This window comes from Fructilactobacillus myrtifloralis (assembly GCF_024029335.1).
Taxonomy (GTDB): domain Bacteria; phylum Bacillota; class Bacilli; order Lactobacillales; family Lactobacillaceae; genus Fructilactobacillus; species Fructilactobacillus myrtifloralis.
In genome coordinates, this window is the sequence record NZ_CP097116.1 from 603162 (window position 1) to 618479 (window position 15318).

General features: G+C 49.7%; 13 protein-coding genes and 1 riboswitch. Of the genes, 2 read left to right on the forward strand and 11 right to left on the reverse strand.

Annotation, left to right across the window (positions count from 1 at the left end; genetic code table 11):
* Positions 1 to 15 precede the first annotated feature (15 nt).
* Genes M3M35_RS03215 through M3M35_RS03225 form a run of 3 tightly spaced genes read right to left on the reverse strand, consistent with a single transcriptional unit; the run spans position 16 to position 2815 of the window.
* On the reverse strand, positions 16 to 921 hold the full coding sequence (locus M3M35_RS03215) for a ComEC/Rec2 family competence protein (RefSeq protein WP_252750551.1): 906 nt from the start codon (positions 919 to 921) through the stop codon (positions 16 to 18).
* The gene (locus tag M3M35_RS03220; RefSeq protein ID WP_252750552.1) at positions 918 to 1589 is read right to left on the reverse strand and encodes a hypothetical protein; all 672 of its coding nucleotides are present in this window, start codon (positions 1587 to 1589) and stop codon (positions 918 to 920) included. The genes M3M35_RS03215 and M3M35_RS03220 overlap by 4 nt, the downstream gene beginning before the upstream one ends.
* Before the next feature lie 59 nt (positions 1590 to 1648).
* The gene (locus M3M35_RS03225; protein ID WP_252750553.1) at positions 1649 to 2815 is read right to left on the reverse strand and encodes an aminotransferase class I/II-fold pyridoxal phosphate-dependent enzyme; all 1167 of its coding nucleotides are present in this window, start codon (positions 2813 to 2815) and stop codon (positions 1649 to 1651) included.
* 124 nt (positions 2816 to 2939) lie between these two features.
* Here M3M35_RS03225 and M3M35_RS03230 point away from each other — a divergent pair, with 124 nt between their 5' ends.
* Positions 2940 to 5288, forward strand: coding sequence for a Xaa-Pro dipeptidyl-peptidase (locus tag M3M35_RS03230; RefSeq protein ID WP_252750554.1), 2349 nt, complete (start codon positions 2940 to 2942; stop codon positions 5286 to 5288).
* Positions 5289 to 5351: 63 nt separating this feature from the next.
* Here M3M35_RS03230 and M3M35_RS03235 read toward each other — a convergent pair whose 3' ends face one another.
* The 8 genes from M3M35_RS03235 to M3M35_RS03270 all read right to left on the reverse strand — a co-directional run bounded on the left by M3M35_RS03235 (position 5352) and on the right by M3M35_RS03270 (position 14342).
* Positions 5352 to 7013 (reverse strand): formate--tetrahydrofolate ligase, encoded by a 1662-nt coding sequence (locus tag M3M35_RS03235; RefSeq protein ID WP_252750555.1) that lies wholly within the window; start codon positions 7011 to 7013, stop codon positions 5352 to 5354.
* A 132-nt stretch (positions 7014 to 7145) separates the two neighbouring features.
* Positions 7146 to 7940, reverse strand: coding sequence for a phosphonate ABC transporter, permease protein PhnE (phnE, locus tag M3M35_RS03240; RefSeq protein WP_252750685.1), 795 nt, complete (start codon positions 7938 to 7940; stop codon positions 7146 to 7148).
* A gap of 2 nt (positions 7941 to 7942) precedes the next feature.
* Entirely contained in the window at positions 7943 to 8737 is a 795-nt protein-coding gene (gene phnE, locus M3M35_RS03245) for a phosphonate ABC transporter, permease protein PhnE (protein ID WP_252750556.1), read from the reverse strand.
* Positions 8737 to 9498 carry a phosphonate ABC transporter ATP-binding protein gene (phnC, locus tag M3M35_RS03250; RefSeq protein WP_252750557.1) on the reverse strand — a complete coding sequence of 254 codons (762 nt, stop codon included), beginning with the start codon at positions 9496 to 9498 and terminating at the stop codon, positions 8737 to 8739. The genes phnE (M3M35_RS03245) and phnC overlap by 1 nt, the downstream gene beginning before the upstream one ends.
* A 14-nt stretch (positions 9499 to 9512) precedes the next feature.
* Positions 9513 to 10451, reverse strand: a complete 939-nt coding sequence (locus M3M35_RS03255; RefSeq protein WP_252750558.1) for a phosphate/phosphite/phosphonate ABC transporter substrate-binding protein — start codon at positions 10449 to 10451, stop codon at positions 9513 to 9515.
* Between the two features lie 187 nt (positions 10452 to 10638).
* Entirely contained in the window at positions 10639 to 11928 is a 1290-nt protein-coding gene (gene serS / locus M3M35_RS03260) for a serine--tRNA ligase (RefSeq protein WP_252750559.1), read from the reverse strand.
* 257 nt (positions 11929 to 12185) lie between these two features.
* Positions 12186 to 12824 (reverse strand): deoxynucleoside kinase, encoded by a 639-nt coding sequence (locus tag M3M35_RS03265; protein WP_252750560.1) that lies wholly within the window; start codon positions 12822 to 12824, stop codon positions 12186 to 12188.
* A 48-nt stretch (positions 12825 to 12872) separates the two neighbouring features.
* Positions 12873 to 14342 carry an amino acid permease gene (locus tag M3M35_RS03270; RefSeq protein ID WP_252750561.1) on the reverse strand — a complete coding sequence of 490 codons (1470 nt, stop codon included), beginning with the start codon at positions 14340 to 14342 and terminating at the stop codon, positions 12873 to 12875.
* A 90-nt stretch (positions 14343 to 14432) separates the two neighbouring features.
* A riboswitch (Lysine riboswitch) is annotated at positions 14433 to 14602 on the reverse strand.
* A gap of 132 nt (positions 14603 to 14734) precedes the next feature.
* Here M3M35_RS03270 and M3M35_RS03275 point away from each other — a divergent pair.
* Positions 14735 to 15304 (forward strand): cysteine hydrolase family protein, encoded by a 570-nt coding sequence (locus M3M35_RS03275; RefSeq protein ID WP_252750562.1) that lies wholly within the window; start codon positions 14735 to 14737, stop codon positions 15302 to 15304.
* Positions 15305 to 15318 lie beyond the last annotated feature (14 nt).

Consider the following 15318-nt stretch of genomic DNA (forward strand, 5'->3'; position numbering starts at 1 on the left):
TTCTTTTTAATACATTTAACGTTTAACATTGATACTACCAATATAATTATAATTATTTATAGAACGATTCAATATTTTTTTTAAAAGATTTGGATTTTTTGTAACATAACTCTTTTTCTCTACATATACAGCAACATAATCGCCAGTGCAGCTAAATACTATATCACCACTTTTATTTTTTAATATAGTATTCCAACCGCTATAATAATCCATATCTTTAGATTCAGCGTGTCCGAGAATTATCAACTTAGGATTAAGCTTTCTTAAAATTGAATTCGGAATATGACCACTTTTACGACCATGATGCGGAGCTAATAAAATATCAATTTGAGGCCAATCCACAAACTCTTCTATTTTTTTAATGTAATCGGTCTCTAAATCACCCATCCACATAAACCTAGCGCTATTTTTAACAGAATATTTTATAATTGGTGAAATATTATTAGGGCTAATACTACTATTATTTACATTTTTAAGTTCTTCTTTAAAGATCTCATTTTTTGTGTCTGGCCATAATATTTTTAATCCGGAATAACCTCTAGGTTCAGCACAATTTAAGCCTAAATATCCTTCAAGACCTTTATCAATAAACTTAGCTCTATTACCATCTCTTAATTCACTATATTTTTTAAATGAAGTAGTGATTTCGTTTTTTTTAACCTTATTTTTAACACAATAAAATTTATCAATGCCAATTTTTTCATCTATCAATTCTATACCGTGAAAATGATCCTCATCAGGATGAGTAGAAATAAAATTCAATATTCCTTTTTTATTTTTAATACTTTTAATCTCATCCAATATTCTAGGTTTTTTTTCATCTTCGTTAAGATTACAATCAATAATTGAAAAATTATCAGAATTATGATTTATATAGGCCATATCGCCCTTATCAACATTATAAAATTTAACTATACTCATTTATCATTCCTCTTTCTTATATAATTTTCAACCAAAACATTGTTAGTGAATTTATAACCTAATATCAATGTAATACACCTAGTTAAAATAAACATACAGAATAAAAATATATGAACTTTATAGTTATAAAAAACAAAGGGTAACAATGGAAATAAACAGTACAATATACAAAAAATAATAGAAACAACCGTCAAATCTCTTGCTAACAAATAATCAGAATTAGAAAAGAAAACAATGTCTTCATTTTTCACTTTACTATATATTTTATACCATTCGTGATTCTCAATCATAGGGTCACTTCTGTTATTTATTTTTTTACCAATTTTTTTATAAAAATTTTGCATGTTCTTACTAGAAACTCTGTAATCTTTATAATTACCAGAAAATAACTTTGTGAAAATATTATTTCCAGGAAGTTTGGTTTCTTTACCAAAAACTAATAAATTTTTAAATTTAGTTGGTATCATATCATCTAAAATAATTGAATAAATATATATGATTCCTAAATTACCAAATGTAGAAAACAATCCAACAATAATTTTATAGAGTTGATAATTTTTAGATAATGAATTACTAGAAAATTTGGTGGAAAATAAAATTATGATAATTGCATTAGCAAATATAAAATATTGAACGTCCTTGTGCTTATAATCCTTCAAATTATTCATTTATATATTAGCACCACCATCGATATTTTAATTATTAATACCATACAACAACTTATTATTTAATGATTAGCACAGTAGGTTTGTAAGCGCCGCACCGCTTCGTGCAGGTTAGCCATACTGGTGGCATAGCTCGCCCGCACGTAGCCTTCCCCACCGGCCCCAAAGCTGGAACCGGGAATCAGACCAACCTTAGCCGTCTCCGCCACGTCCTGACAAAAGGCCGCGCTATCGAGGTCAAACCGGTCCGGAATCTTAGCAAAGAGGTAGAACGCTCCCTGGGGTTTTTCACACTGAAAGCCGAGGGCTTGAAAGGCCGTGTACAGATAGTCCCGTCGCCGTTCGTACTCCGCCCGCATCGGCGCAGCATCGTTCATCCCATTACCAAACGCCTCCGCGGCCGCTACTTGCGCCGCAGTCATCACGGAGGTCGACATCAGTTCCCGGACCTTAGCAATCTCAGTGACGAGGGCGGCAGGGCCCGCGATGACCCCAATTCGCCACCCGGTCATCGCATGGGACTTTGAAAGTCCGTTAAACAGGATCGTCTGCTCGGGGAGGTACTTGGCAAACGAAACGTGCCGGCCCGTGTAGGTTAACTCACTATAAATCTCATCACTCACCACCACGAGGTCGGTTTGCGCCACAACCTGCGCTAGAGCGTCGATTTGGCTAGCCGAGTAACTGCGACCGGTCGGATTGGACGGAAAATTCAACAGTAAGACCTTTGCGCGGGGATGCGCCGCTAACGTCGCTTGCAAGCGAGCAGGCGTTAAGAGAAATCCGTCTGGTTCGGTATTAATTTCCACTAAGTGGCCCTCATTCAATTCCACCAAGGAGTCGTAAACCGGAAAGGCCGGGGTCGGGAGTAACACCTCGTCGCCAGGACCAACGAGCGTTGCCAACGTAGCGTACATCGCTTCGGTTACCCCATTCGTAATCACCACCTGGGTGGCCGGATCGTAATCAAGCCCGTACCGCTCGTGTAGAAAAGCTGCGGCCGCGGTGCGAGTGGCTAGGCGGCCCCACGTTTCGGTATAGTGACTCTGATCCGCCATAATCGCTGCGATTCCAGCCTGTTTAACGTGCTCTGGAGTCGGAAAATCCGGTTCTCCGAGGGTTAAGGAAACCAAATCCGGAATCTGCGCCAGCTGTTCGCTAAAGCCGTAGATATCTGATAACCGGGTGTTACGAACGTTGGGTTGAACTGCTTGTGCTAAATTTACCATCTTAAACTTACTCCCACTGCATTTATTTTCAGCTTTCATCTAGTTATTAATTATTTTACACTATTCCTAAAGCGCTGAACTGAATTTCAGTTCACCCGTCCCCCATTTTACCCAAGGAGTCCTTATGAAAATTAATCAATTTGCCCAACTTACCAACGTGGCTCCCGCTCAGTGCGAAGCGGAACTAGCCCGGGTGGGTTTTTCAACCACGGCGACGACCATGAAAGCAACCCTGCACGATTTCTGCCGGCAGGTCCACTGGGAATTGACTAGTGCAGCAGCGCTCACCGCGCAACTGGACCAACTGCTCGCTACCCCGACCCAGACCATCCCAACCTTTTTACAGAGTGACGAACCGCTGACCACGGAAATCTTCACGCGGATTGCCCTTCAGTTACTGGGCTTTCAAGCGGGCCCTGATTTTGACCTGGCCGACCCAGTGGTAAGTTGGAAGCAGTTGGGGTTAACGCCCCTGCCAGCCATTCAGGACATTGCCACCCTGCACCAGGCCTGGTACCAGCTGCTCACCACGCATACTCCCGGCGGATTAACCTACCTCGATCAACTGGCCGCCCAGGGCTACTTTACCCAGGCTCAATTTGACCACTACCGGCCGCTCTTCTTTAATGGCAAGGCCCAGGCCGTATTCAACGTCCGTGACTTTCACTATGAAACGGTGTTTGTGGAAACGGACTTTGATAGCGACGGGGACGGGCACAACGATTTACTCAAAGTGGAGATTACCCGGCCCACGGCTTCCGGCCCCGTGCCCGCCGTCTATACGGCCTCGCCCTATGATCAAGGGGTCAATGAGGCACTAGGCAAACACCTCACCCACAACGTTAACGTTCCGCTCACTGAAAAACCGGCCGAACGCTTTGTCCCCGCCGAGCCAGCCCCGCTAACGACGGGAGCACCACACACCGTCAACGGCACGGCCCCGCATGCCACGCTAAGCCACGAACCACATCCGGGTTACACCCTCAACGACTTTTTGTTACCCCGCGGGTTCGCCAGCGTCTACGCGGCGGGAATCGGAACCCTTGATTCGGACGGGCTCCAAACGTGTGGTGATCCCTACCAGACGGCCAGCACAATTGCCGTCATCGAATGGCTGCACGGGGACCGCCGCGCCTTTACCAACCGCACCGACGGCATCACCGTTGCCGCAACCTGGTGTAGTGGAAAAGTAGCAATGACCGGGCGTTCGTACCTCGGGACGCTGGCAATTGCGGCGGCCACCACGGGCGTCGCCGGGTTAAAAACGATCATCCCAGAAGCCGCCATCTCTTCGTGGTACGACTACTACCGCGAAAACGGGTTAGTCGTCGCCCCCGGTGGGTTTCAAGGCGAAGATGCCGACGTCCTCGCGGGTGAAACCTTCTCACGGAGCCTGCGCCCGGGCGACGAGTTAAAAACTAGACCGGCTTTTACCGCCCAACTGCAAGCCCTGCAGGCGGGTCAAGCCCGCGCCACTGGCAATTATAACCAGTTTTGGGACGACCGAAACTACCGAAACCAGGACGATCAGGTCCGCGCCGACGTGTTACTGGTCCACGGGCTCAACGACTGGAACGTCAAGCTTAAGAACGCCGGGCAGTTTTGGCAGGACATCCAGCACCTCCCGATCAGTAAAAAGCTGATCCTTCACCAGGGCCAACACATGTACCTAAACGCCTTTCCGTCCTTTGACTATTCTGACTTAGTCAACCTCTGGTTAAGTAACAAGCTCGTCGCCATAAATAACCATGTCGATGCGGTACTGCCAGCGGTAATCGTCCAGGACAACGTAACTCCAGAAACCTGGCACGCCCAACCAAACTGGTTCAGTGCCGATTCCAGGGACCACGAGCTCCACTTTAACCACTCTCAGTGGACGCAGGCCTATCCGGAAAAGCACTTTGCTGCTTACTGTCAGCACCCCCAGCAGTGGGAAACGCACCTCACCACCCTAGCAGATCCGACCCTTGCCGACCAACGAACGGTTGCCCACCTTGAGTTTGATCACGATCTAACCATTAACGGAACGGTGCGCCTCACGCTTGCCGTTAGTAGCGACCACCCGGTGGGCATGATTAGTGCCCAGCTGGTTGACGTCGGAAGTGCCAACCGGCTCCAGCCAACGCCTACCGTTTCCGCTCCCCGAGGACTCCCCCTTGGATATCAGTGGTATCAAGATGACGTCCGGGAGTTCCAGCTAGAACAGACGCCCAGTGACCACAAAACCATCTCCCGGGTTCACCTCAACTTACAAAATCGAACGAGTCCGTCCATGACCGATCCCCTAGAACCAGGCCAGTTTTATCGGTTAACTTTAGACTTTCAACCGGTGTACTACCACCTGCCCCAGGGCCGTCAGTTGGCAGTAGTGCTCTACGCCACGGACTTTGCGATGACAACTCGGAGTAACCAAAAGATTACCTACACTTTAAAGCCTAACACCGGAACCCTAACCCTCCCGGAACAAGCATAGAAAAAGCAACTCTCACTTCGAGAGTTGCTTTTTTTATATTATCAAGGGTTCAGGGAGCAACGGCTAAAACAAGCCCTGAATCGTTCCATCATCCGTAATCTTAATTTGTTCCGCTGCCGGATGCTTTGGTAAGCCTGGCATCGTTAAAATGTTGCCGGCCATCGCGACGATAAAGCCCGCTCCAAGCTTCGGAACAAACTCCCGAATGTGAATTTTAAAATCAGTGGGCGCTCCCAACCGTTTCGCATCATCCGTAACCGAGTACTGCGTTTTGGCCACAATCACTGGTAACCGATCCCAGCCCCGGTCGGTCAGCTGGTGGAGTTGTTTGACCGCTTTAGGGGCCAACTCCACCCCTTGCCCACCATAAATTTCAGTTACAATTCGCTTTAACTTGGTTAATAAGTCAGCGTCAGGAGCATACAGGGGGGTAAAGGCTGCCGGTTGTTCCGTGGCCGCCACCACTCCGGCAGCCAGGGCTTGCGCGCCAGCACCACCGTGGCCCCACACGTCAGCGGGGTAAGCTGGCACCTCGAGCTGACGCGCGTAATCAACCACCAGCTGGAGTTCCGCGTCCGTATCATTGGTAAACCGGTTCACGGCCACCACCACCGGAACTCCATAGCGTTTCATACTGTGGACATGCCGGCCCAGGTTCGCTAAGCCCCGTTGTAAGGCGGCAAGGTCTTCGTGATCGAGTTGGTCCTTCGCAAGGCCCCCGTGCATCTTAAGGGCGCGAACCGTAGCAACAACCACGATTGCATCCGGATGCTTTCCGAGTAGTGGTGTTTTGACATCGAGGAACTTTTCGCCCCCCAGATCGGCCCCAAATCCCGCTTCAGTAACCGTATAATCCGCCTGTTGGAGCGCTAACTGGGTCGCTTGAATCGAATTGGTTCCCTGAGCAATGTTTGCAAAGGGCCCACCGTGAATCAAAGCCGGCGTGTGGGCAATTGTTTGCACGAGGTTCGGGAGAATTGCGTCCTTAAGTAACGTGGCAATCGCGCCCCCGACCCCCAATTCTGCTACCGTCACCGGGGTCTGGTCGTAGGTATACCCCACCACAATCCGGTTAATCCGACGTTTTAAATCGGAAAGATCGGTTGCCAACGTTAAAATGGCCATCATTTCCGAGGCAGCCGTAATCTCGAAGCTCCCTTCCTGTGGAACTCCACTCGTCCGACCTCCAAGTCCGGTCACCAGGTGCCGTAACGAGCGATCGTTAACGTCTAGGACCCGCTTAATCACGACTTGGCGGGGATCTAAGTGGAAGGGGTTTCCCTGATAAATACTATTATCGACGAGGGCCACTAACGTGTTTTGGGCCACGGTTAAAGCGTGAAAATCACCCGTAAAGTGGAGGTTAATGTCTTCCATCGGGATCACCTGGGAATAACCACCCCCGGTGGCCCCACCCTTTAGTCCCATCACGGGACCTAACGATGGTTCCCGGAGCGCTAACATCGTCCGGTGCCCGGCTTGTTGCATCGCATCCGCCAATCCAACGGCGACGGTCGACTTTCCTTCTCCCGCCGGAGTCGGATTAATCGACGTTACTAATACCAACTTACCGAAGTGGTCTGGCTGAACGGGAGTCGTCCGTTCAATCTTGGCCTTCTGCCGTCCATAGGGGAGCACTTCTTCTGGTTGAAACCCAGCGGCCTCCGCCACCTTCGTAATGGGCCATGGGTGGGCTGCCTGGGCAATTTCAATATCACTTTGCATCTTACATCCTCCTTTTCGACCAGCAACCGGTCGCACCTTCCTAATCTCTTTATTTTGAGCGATGCGAACGGAAAAAGTCAACTCCCCTAACCGAACAAAACCAGGCGCCCTTCACGAGGACCCCTGGTTGCTTTAACCTAAGCGTTTTCGAATGCTGGATGAAGCCGTATCAATCACAATTACCATTACCACGATCCCAATCAGGATAATCCCGGTCTTCGACCAATCTCTGGTTTGCAACGCGAACAACAACGGCGTTCCAATCCCTCCGGCTCCCACTAACCCCAAAATGGACGCGGATCGCACGGAGATTTCAAACCGATACAGCGTATACGACAGCAAGGCGGGTAAAATCGTGGGTAACGTGGCAATCCGAAACGTTTGGAGCTTGGTTCCGCCGGTCGCCATGATGGCCGTTTCCGCACTGCGGTCCATTTCTTCGATCGCTTCGGAAAACAATTTCCCTAACATCCCGATTGAATGCACCCCGATGGCCAGTACCCCGGCAAAGGAGCCAGGGCCCACCATTTTAATGAACAGGATGGCTAGTACCACTTCTGGAAAGGCCCGAATTGCCGTCAGCAGAACCTTGCCTAACGTTGAACGGGGATGGAAAAAGCCCTTGGTGGTTTGGGCGGCCAAAAAAGCGAACGGCACACTCAACAGGGCTGAGATGATTGTCCCTAAAAAGGCAATTGCCAGCGTGATGACGAGCTGGGATACTAAGTCTTCCCCGCTCCCGTTATACACATACGACCAGTCCGGATGGATAATGCCCTTGAAAATGGCGGCACTTACCCGCCCCGCGGAGCGCTGGATCCCGGTCAAGGGAATTCCGGTGATTGACCACCAGTAGATGGCAATGATTCCTAGGGTCACCAGTCCCCATTTCAAGCGGGTGGTTGAGGTTGATTTGGTTTTATTCATCATTATTGAAGTCGCTTCCTTACGTAATTACTGATTGCGTCAATGACTAGTACAACGGCAAAGATGGCCAAAATAATCACCGCCGTCCGGGGATAATCGAACTGATCCAACGTCTGCTGGAGGTATAATCCAATCCCCCCGGCGCCGAGGTACCCCAAAACGGTTGAGGACCGCACGTTAATCTCGAGGGTATAGAGGAAGTAACTCATAAACTGCCCCGCGATTTGGGGTAAAATCGCCACCCGAATCGTTTGGAGCATGGTCGCACCGGTGGCGCGTAACGCCCGCACCGGACCTAAATCAATTGTTTCTAACACGTCATAAAATAACTTGGCAATCATCCCGAAGGAGAAAAAGGCGAGCGTAATCACCCCGGTCATCGGCCCAATTCCAAAGATGGCCACGAACAGCGCGGCTAGCAACAGGGTTGGCAGGGTTCTGATTAGCGCTAAGATCAACCGGATCACCAACCGCCCCACCCGATTTTTCACGATGTTGCGGGCGGCCAGAAAGGCAAAGGGAACCGCCACAATGGCCCCAATCGTTGTCCCGAGAATCGCCATTTGCAACGTTTGGGCAAGCGTGCCCATGATCTTCGTTAGATAGGGCCAATCCGGATGTTTCATCTGGCTTAACACCACGCCGAACTGGTCGGCATTTTCAAAGAAGGCGTTCACATCAACCCCCGTAATTAGGGCTGAATAGTAAATTAAGACCAGCAGAACTACGGTCACCGTGATTCCCACCACGTGGAAACGTTGTCTCAGTGGTTGTTCGGGTACCTGTCCCTGTTTCATTAGTCATCCCTCCCGTGTTCGTAAACATCGCGGAGCTCGGCTTCGTTGGCTTCCGCAATTGGCTTGTTGTAGACCACCTTGCCGTCCCGAAGCCCAATGATCCGGTCGGCATACTTCAACGCCAGTGCCATGGAGTGCAGGTTAACCAGGACCGTAATCCGCTCGTACTTTTTCAGGTTATAGAGGTCGTCCATGACCCCCTTACTCGTCTTGGGGTCCAGCGATGCCACCGGTTCGTCCGCTAACACCAAGGTGGGATCCTGCATGAGCGTTCGGGCAATCGCAACCCGTTGCTTCTGCCCCCCGGACAACTGGTCGGCCCGGCGGTACAGTTTCTTCACCATGTTCACCTTGTCGAGTTGGGCGACAGCTTGCTGCTGATCCGCCTTTGAGTACAACCCTAATAACGTTTTCCAGGTCGGATAGTAACCCGTCCGTCCGGCTAACACGTTTTTTTGCACGGTCGTTCGTTCCACGAGGTTGAAATTTTGAAAGATCATCCCGATTTTACGCCGCATCCGCCGGAGTTCTTTTCCGTGAACCTTGGTAATGTCTTCGCCGTCCACCAGCACCTGACCGTCAGTAACGTCAATCATGCGGTTAATCGAATTGAACAGGGTACTTTTCCCCGCTCCCGATAGTCCCACGACGGCTACAAACTCCCCTTCGTGCACCGTAAAGTTAATGTCATCGAGGCCCACAACGCCACTTGGATAGACCTTGTTAACGTGTTTTAATTCCAATACCGTTTTTTCCGTCACTAGTCTGTCTCCCCTTACTCGTCTAACCGGCCGACTTTTTTCAAGTTGGTCCGCACACTGTCAAATTCATGATCCTGAACCGGCACATACCCCTGGTGACTATAAAGTTCATAGATGATCCGGTGCCCCTTTTTGGACTTCGCAATCGTTTGAAAGGCCCGGGCAATTTTCTTGTCCCACTTCGGACTCATATCCCGGCGCACCGAAATGGTATCGTTCGGGATGGGCTGGGTTTTATACAAAACCGCCGTGTCCTTCATGACGTTGGGATCATCCTTGGCCGCAATTTTCCGCGCTCCTTGGAACACAAAGGCCGCATCGGCATTTCCGTTATACACGGATAACACCCCTTGGTCTGCTCCCTTCACGGTGAAGGTCTTAATCCCGTTTTTGTGGATGTTAATCCCGCGGTCGGCTAATTCCACGGCCGGGAAAATATAACCAGCAGTTGATGTCGTGTCCTGGATGGCAATCTTCTTTCCCTTTAGATCACTCAGCTTTTTCACCTTACCGTTCTTTTTCACCACAATTTCGCCCCGGTAGGTGTTCGTCGGCACGTTCGTAATGTCTTCCGTGGCATCTGAGCCATACCGATACCGCGTTGCTTGTAAGATGGCTTTCACCCCGTAGTTAGCGTGCCCCAGTACGTAGGCCGTGGGTGACAAGAAGGCCACGTCCGCCGTCTTAGATCCCAGTGCTTCGACCATTGAACTCCCGCTGGTCGCCACGACCACCTTCACCGGAATGTGCAGTTGTTGCTCCAGCATTTTTTCCAGGGGTTTCGCCCGGGCTTCCATCTTGCCGGCGTTTGAAGACGGATTAAATTCCACCACTAGTCGCTTGGGTTGGTAGTTTTCCGCCCGCGAGTGGTGCTTACATCCGCTCAACCCGCCCCCGATTACGAGCAGGACCAGCGCTAAGCAACCCACCTTTAGTAACTTCTTGACCTTCATTGCGTTCCTCCTCAACTAAGAATGGCTTTATTTTACCACAATTAAATTAACAATTACAACTTAAATTGGGTAAATAGTTCGTATTTTACTAATTTAAACCGATAACTTACTTTTATATAGCTATAAATTGATGAAATCACGAATTTTAACCACGAAAAAAGAGCGACGCGTCCGTCGCTCTTTGATCTTAGAATAATTGTTGTTTGGTGATTTTTTGCATCCCGTGCATGTATGGTTGCAGGGCTTCCGGAATGTTCACCGAGCCATCTTCGTTTTGGTAGTTTTCCAAAATGGCAGCCACGGTCCGTCCCACGGCTAGTCCCGAACCGTTTAACGTGTGGACGTACTGCAGTTTCCCGTTCTCATCCCGGTACTGAATGTGGGCCCGACGCGCCTGAAAGTCAGTTGTATTCGAACAACTGGAGATCTCTCGGTAACAGTCCTGCGATGGCATCCAAACCTCAATATCGTGGGTCATGGCAGCCGTAAAGCTCATGTCACTCGAGGTTAGGGTAATCACGTGGTACGGCAAGCCCAGCTTTTCCAAGGAACTTTCCGCCTGGTGCGTAATGTTTTCGAGCGCTGCCCAAGAATCCTCTGGCTTCGTAAATTGCACCATCTCAACCTTGTTAAACTGGTGGAGCCGGATTAAGCCCTTGGTATCACGACCGGCACTACCGGCTTCTGACCGAAAGGCCGGCGTTAAGGCGGTAAACTTCACCGGGAGCTTCTCAGCTGGGATTACTTCATCCCGGTAAAAGTTTACTAACGGAACTTCAGCCGTCGGGATCATGGTGAGGTCACTATCAGCGATTTCAAAGCCGGCTTTCGTTTCCAAGAACTTCGGAAATTGCCCCGTGCCGTACATTGAAGCTGAGTTGACCATGTACGGAGGCAAGACTTCCGTGTAGCCCGCGCGGTCATTTTCATCGAGGTAGAAATTGTAGACGGCCCGCTCTAACATAGCGCCGGCTCCTAAATAGTAGACAAACCGACTTCCAGCCACCTTGGCACTACGTTGAAAGTCCAAGATGTCTAGGTGTTCCCCAATTTCCCAGTGAGATTGCGGTTGAAACGTAAACTGGCGGGGCGTACCCACCTTCCGCAGTTCCACGGAGCCTTCTTCCGTCAGACTCACGGGCACCTGATCGTTAGGAATGTTGGGCAGGTGTGCTGCAACATCCTGTTCTGCTTGTTCGACTTGTTCGAGATTCTGGTCCAGCTGTTTAATCTCTTTCCCCACCTCGCGCATCCGTTGAATTGGTGCCTCAGCATCCGCTTTTTGCCGTTTTAACTGGGAAATTTGGTCTGAAACCGAATTCCGTTCGGCCTTTAGTTGCTCTGTTTTAACGATCAACTCTCGGCGCCGCTGATCTAGTTCCAAGAGGTGGTCCACCGTTTCCGCGCTCACGCCCCGGGTGGCCATTTTTTCCTTGAACCAATCAGGTTTTTGCCGCACTAACTTAATGTCAATCATGTTACTACCTCCTATAATTAGCTGTATTTACGCAAAAAGACCCCCGCCCTAAATTGGGACGAAGGTCTTTGTTCGCGGTACCACCCAAGTTCCTGACTACGTCAGACACTCATTGGGATTGGTAACGGAATCACCGTGCAGGATTAACTGCCCTGAAGCGTAGCGGAATTTCGAACGATGACTCACACCACCCGTCACCTCTCTGTGGTTCTACTTAAACTACACCATTAGTTTGTGTTTTCTTCATTATACAATATCTAGGCAAAGATTTGGTTAATTTTTGCATCCACCAGGGCAAAAATCTGGTCACGCGCCGCGGGATCCTCCACAAACTCGAGCTGGTCGCCATCAATTTCCAACTTTGGTGAGAGATCGTACTGGGCAAACCAGGTATCATACCGTTCGTTTAACTCCCGGTAGTAATCGTAGAGGCTCGCATCGTGATCAAGCTGCTCGTAACTGCGACCGCGCTTCTTAATCCGCTTCAGCATCGTGTCAAAGGAAACGTGTAAGTAGATCAATAAATCGGGGAGCTTTTGGTAGTCAGCGGGCCCAACGGGTTCTAACATGTTTTGCAACAACGAATCGTAGGTGTCCACTTCCGTTGCCGTTGAACGCCCGAGATCGGCGTTTAAATGAAATAACAGCGAATCTTCAAACAACGAGCGGTCCATGACACTGTAACGGTTGGCGTTCGCTTCTTTAATCGCCGCTAACCGCTTGTTCAAAAAATAAATTTGCAGTAAAAAGGCGTATTTTTGTGGATCTTTGTAAAACAACGGTAAAATCTCGTTATCATCGACCGACTCGTAAAACGCCGGGGCATTCAGGTGCTCTGCGAGTAAGGTGGTTAACGAGGTTTTCCCCGCCCCAATGGGGCCTGATAAAACGATCATGTGGATTCCTCCCCTGAAACTGGTTTCTACCTAGCTTTCATTTTAGCATTAATTGTGCGACTGCTGTTCGTCATCTAAATTAGCGGGAGACACGTCCACCTGATCAAGCGGAATCAAATGCGTGTGGTGAATCAACTTGTAACCAAAGAACAAGATTAAGACGAGCGGCACACTGATGTAGGTTACCGCAATTTCAAACCACTTGCCCTGTGCAAAGGCCCCAATGTCTTGACCAAAAATCACCACGATACATAGAATCAAGCATAACACCGGACCAAAGGGGAACCAGGTGGCGTGGTACTTGAGTTCATCCAAATGATGCCCCTGCTTAATGAACGCCCGCCGGAACCGGTAGTGGGATAAAGCAATCCCAAACCAAGCAATAAAGCCGGTTAATCCCGAGGCCGCTACAAGCCAGAGGTAAATTTGCGGACCAACAAAGCTGGTTAAGAAGGTCAGTAAGGCCACAACCGTGGTGGCTAAGAGGGCGAGGAACGGAATCCCGTTCTTACTAATCTTGCCAAAGAACTTCGGGGCATACCCTTCATCGGCCATGGAATAGAGCATCCGCGTTGACGCATACATCCCGGAGTTGGCCGAGGAAATTACGGACGTTAAAATGACCGCATTCATCACGCTGGCCGCCGCAGCTAACCCAGCCCGTTCAAAGACAATTGTAAAGGGACTAATCGAGACGTCACTAGCGGATGATCCCAGTAAATCTGGGCTCGTGTAGGGAATCACCGCGGCAATCACAAAGATTGCCAAAAAGTAGAACAGAATAATCCGCCAGAATACCTCATGAATCGCCTTGGGCACACTCTTTTGCGGATCGTCAGCTTCTCCAGCGGTAATCCCGACTAACTCGGTTCCTTGAAACGAAAATCCAGCAACAACGAAGACGCTAATAATCCCTGGAATCCCGTGGACAAACGGTGCCTGTTTATAGGTAAAGTTACTTAAGCCGGTGGCATGACCACCCATAATCCCAACGATCGTTAAAAAACCGACGATTAAGAAGATGATGATCGTAATTACCTTGATTAGTGACATCCAAAACTCGGTTTCTCCAAAGGCCGACACAGCCAGCGCGTTAATCACAAAAATCAAGATCAGCGCCGCGGCACTCCAAATCCACGCGGGAAAATGGGGGAACCAGAACGCCATCACCAAGGAAACCGTTGACACATCAACGGCCACGGTGATCGCCCAGTTAAACCAGTAGTTCCACCCCATGGCGAATCCTAACGCCGGATCCACGTACTTCGCGGCATAAGTTGAAAATGAACCGGAGACCGGCAGGTTCGTTGCCATCTCACCCAAACTCGTCATCAAAAAGTAGACCATGATGCCCATTAACACGTACGCTACGAGCGCACCACCGGGACCGGCCTTACTAATGGCTCCTCCACTTGCTACAAACAGTCCCGTTCCAATACACCCACCGAGGGCGATCATTGACACGTGCCGCGACTTTAAGCCCCGCTTAACGTGTTGGGTTCCCTTTTCTGCTTCCATCTTCGTTCCTCCTGTATTTTTAAAGCTACTAAAACCTAAAAAAAGACCCTTCTTAATCCAGAAGAGTCCCCACTTTGCCATTCGTATTCCGTCTGCTAAAGCGCTCCGCATGCAAGTGCGACAGTCCTTGATTTGTTGAACCAAGTCCCAACCAGGTGGGTACCAACCATCCGATTTCGGCAACGTTCCCTTTCCCCCGGGTTCACTGGGCTGGTGCCCTCCGCCGGGTTACTAATGAAAATTGCTCCTCTTTTTAGATTTCAAATATTAGATTTTCAATTATGCAATTCTTTCATAGTATAGGGGTTTCTCAATTAAAATGCAAATCACCCCATCAGTCCCCGGCTTTGCTATACTAAGGAAAACGAGGAACTTAGAAAGGAGTCCTGTTCATGTCTCAGCCTAATCAACCCGCCGCTTTACTAATTATCGACTATACCAACGACTTTGTCGCACCCGAGGGCGCCCTGACGCTCGGAGAACCAGCCCAGGCTGCCGAGCCAGCCATCATCAACCTCGCGCAACGCTTCTGGGAAACCGGCCAGGTGGTCATCTTGCCCACTGATTTACACCACGCTCACGATCCCTACCACCCAGAAAGCAAGCTCTTTCCACCACACAACCTCGCCGGCAGTTGGGGACGGCAGTTTTACGGTGAACTCCAACCCTGGTACGAGGCCCACCGTGCTGACCCCACGGTGTGGGAGATGGCAAAGACCCGGTACAGCGCTTTTGCCGGCACGGATCTTGACCTTCAACTCCGGGCCCGGGGCATCACGGAACTTCATCTCACGGGCGTTGCCACCGACATCTGCCTGTTGCATACGGCAGTAAGCGCCTATAACCTGGGTTATCAACTGGTAATCCATCCGCGCGCTACCGCGGGTTTTTCGCCTGAAAACCAAACCTTTGCCCTACAACACTTTCAAACCGCGCTCGGCGCCCAACTGATTGACGACTAAAAAAACAGGATGGC

Coding starts and splice junctions, on each gene's coding strand:
- M3M35_RS03215 (WP_252750551.1), bottom strand. CDS start 921: ATGAGTATAGTTAAATTTTATAATGTTGATAAGGGCGATATGGCCTAT.
- M3M35_RS03220 (WP_252750552.1), bottom strand. CDS start 1,589: ATGAATAATTTGAAGGATTATAAGCACAAGGACGTTCAATATTTTATA.
- M3M35_RS03225 (WP_252750553.1), bottom strand. CDS start 2,815: ATGGTAAATTTAGCACAAGCAGTTCAACCCAACGTTCGTAACACCCGG.
- M3M35_RS03230 (WP_252750554.1), top strand. CDS start 2,940: ATGAAAATTAATCAATTTGCCCAACTTACCAACGTGGCTCCCGCTCAG.
- M3M35_RS03235 (WP_252750555.1), bottom strand. CDS start 7,013: ATGCAAAGTGATATTGAAATTGCCCAGGCAGCCCACCCATGGCCCATT.
- phnE (WP_252750685.1), bottom strand. CDS start 7,940: ATGAATAAAACCAAATCAACCTCAACCACCCGCTTGAAATGGGGACTG.
- phnE (WP_252750556.1), bottom strand. CDS start 8,737: ATGAAACAGGGACAGGTACCCGAACAACCACTGAGACAACGTTTCCAC.
- M3M35_RS03255 (WP_252750558.1), bottom strand. CDS start 10,451: ATGAAGGTCAAGAAGTTACTAAAGGTGGGTTGCTTAGCGCTGGTCCTG.
- serS (WP_252750559.1), bottom strand. CDS start 11,928: ATGATTGACATTAAGTTAGTGCGGCAAAAACCTGATTGGTTCAAGGAA.
- M3M35_RS03265 (WP_252750560.1), bottom strand. CDS start 12,824: ATGATCGTTTTATCAGGCCCCATTGGGGCGGGGAAAACCTCGTTAACC.
- M3M35_RS03270 (WP_252750561.1), bottom strand. CDS start 14,342: ATGGAAGCAGAAAAGGGAACCCAACACGTTAAGCGGGGCTTAAAGTCG.
- M3M35_RS03275 (WP_252750562.1), top strand. CDS start 14,735: ATGTCTCAGCCTAATCAACCCGCCGCTTTACTAATTATCGACTATACC.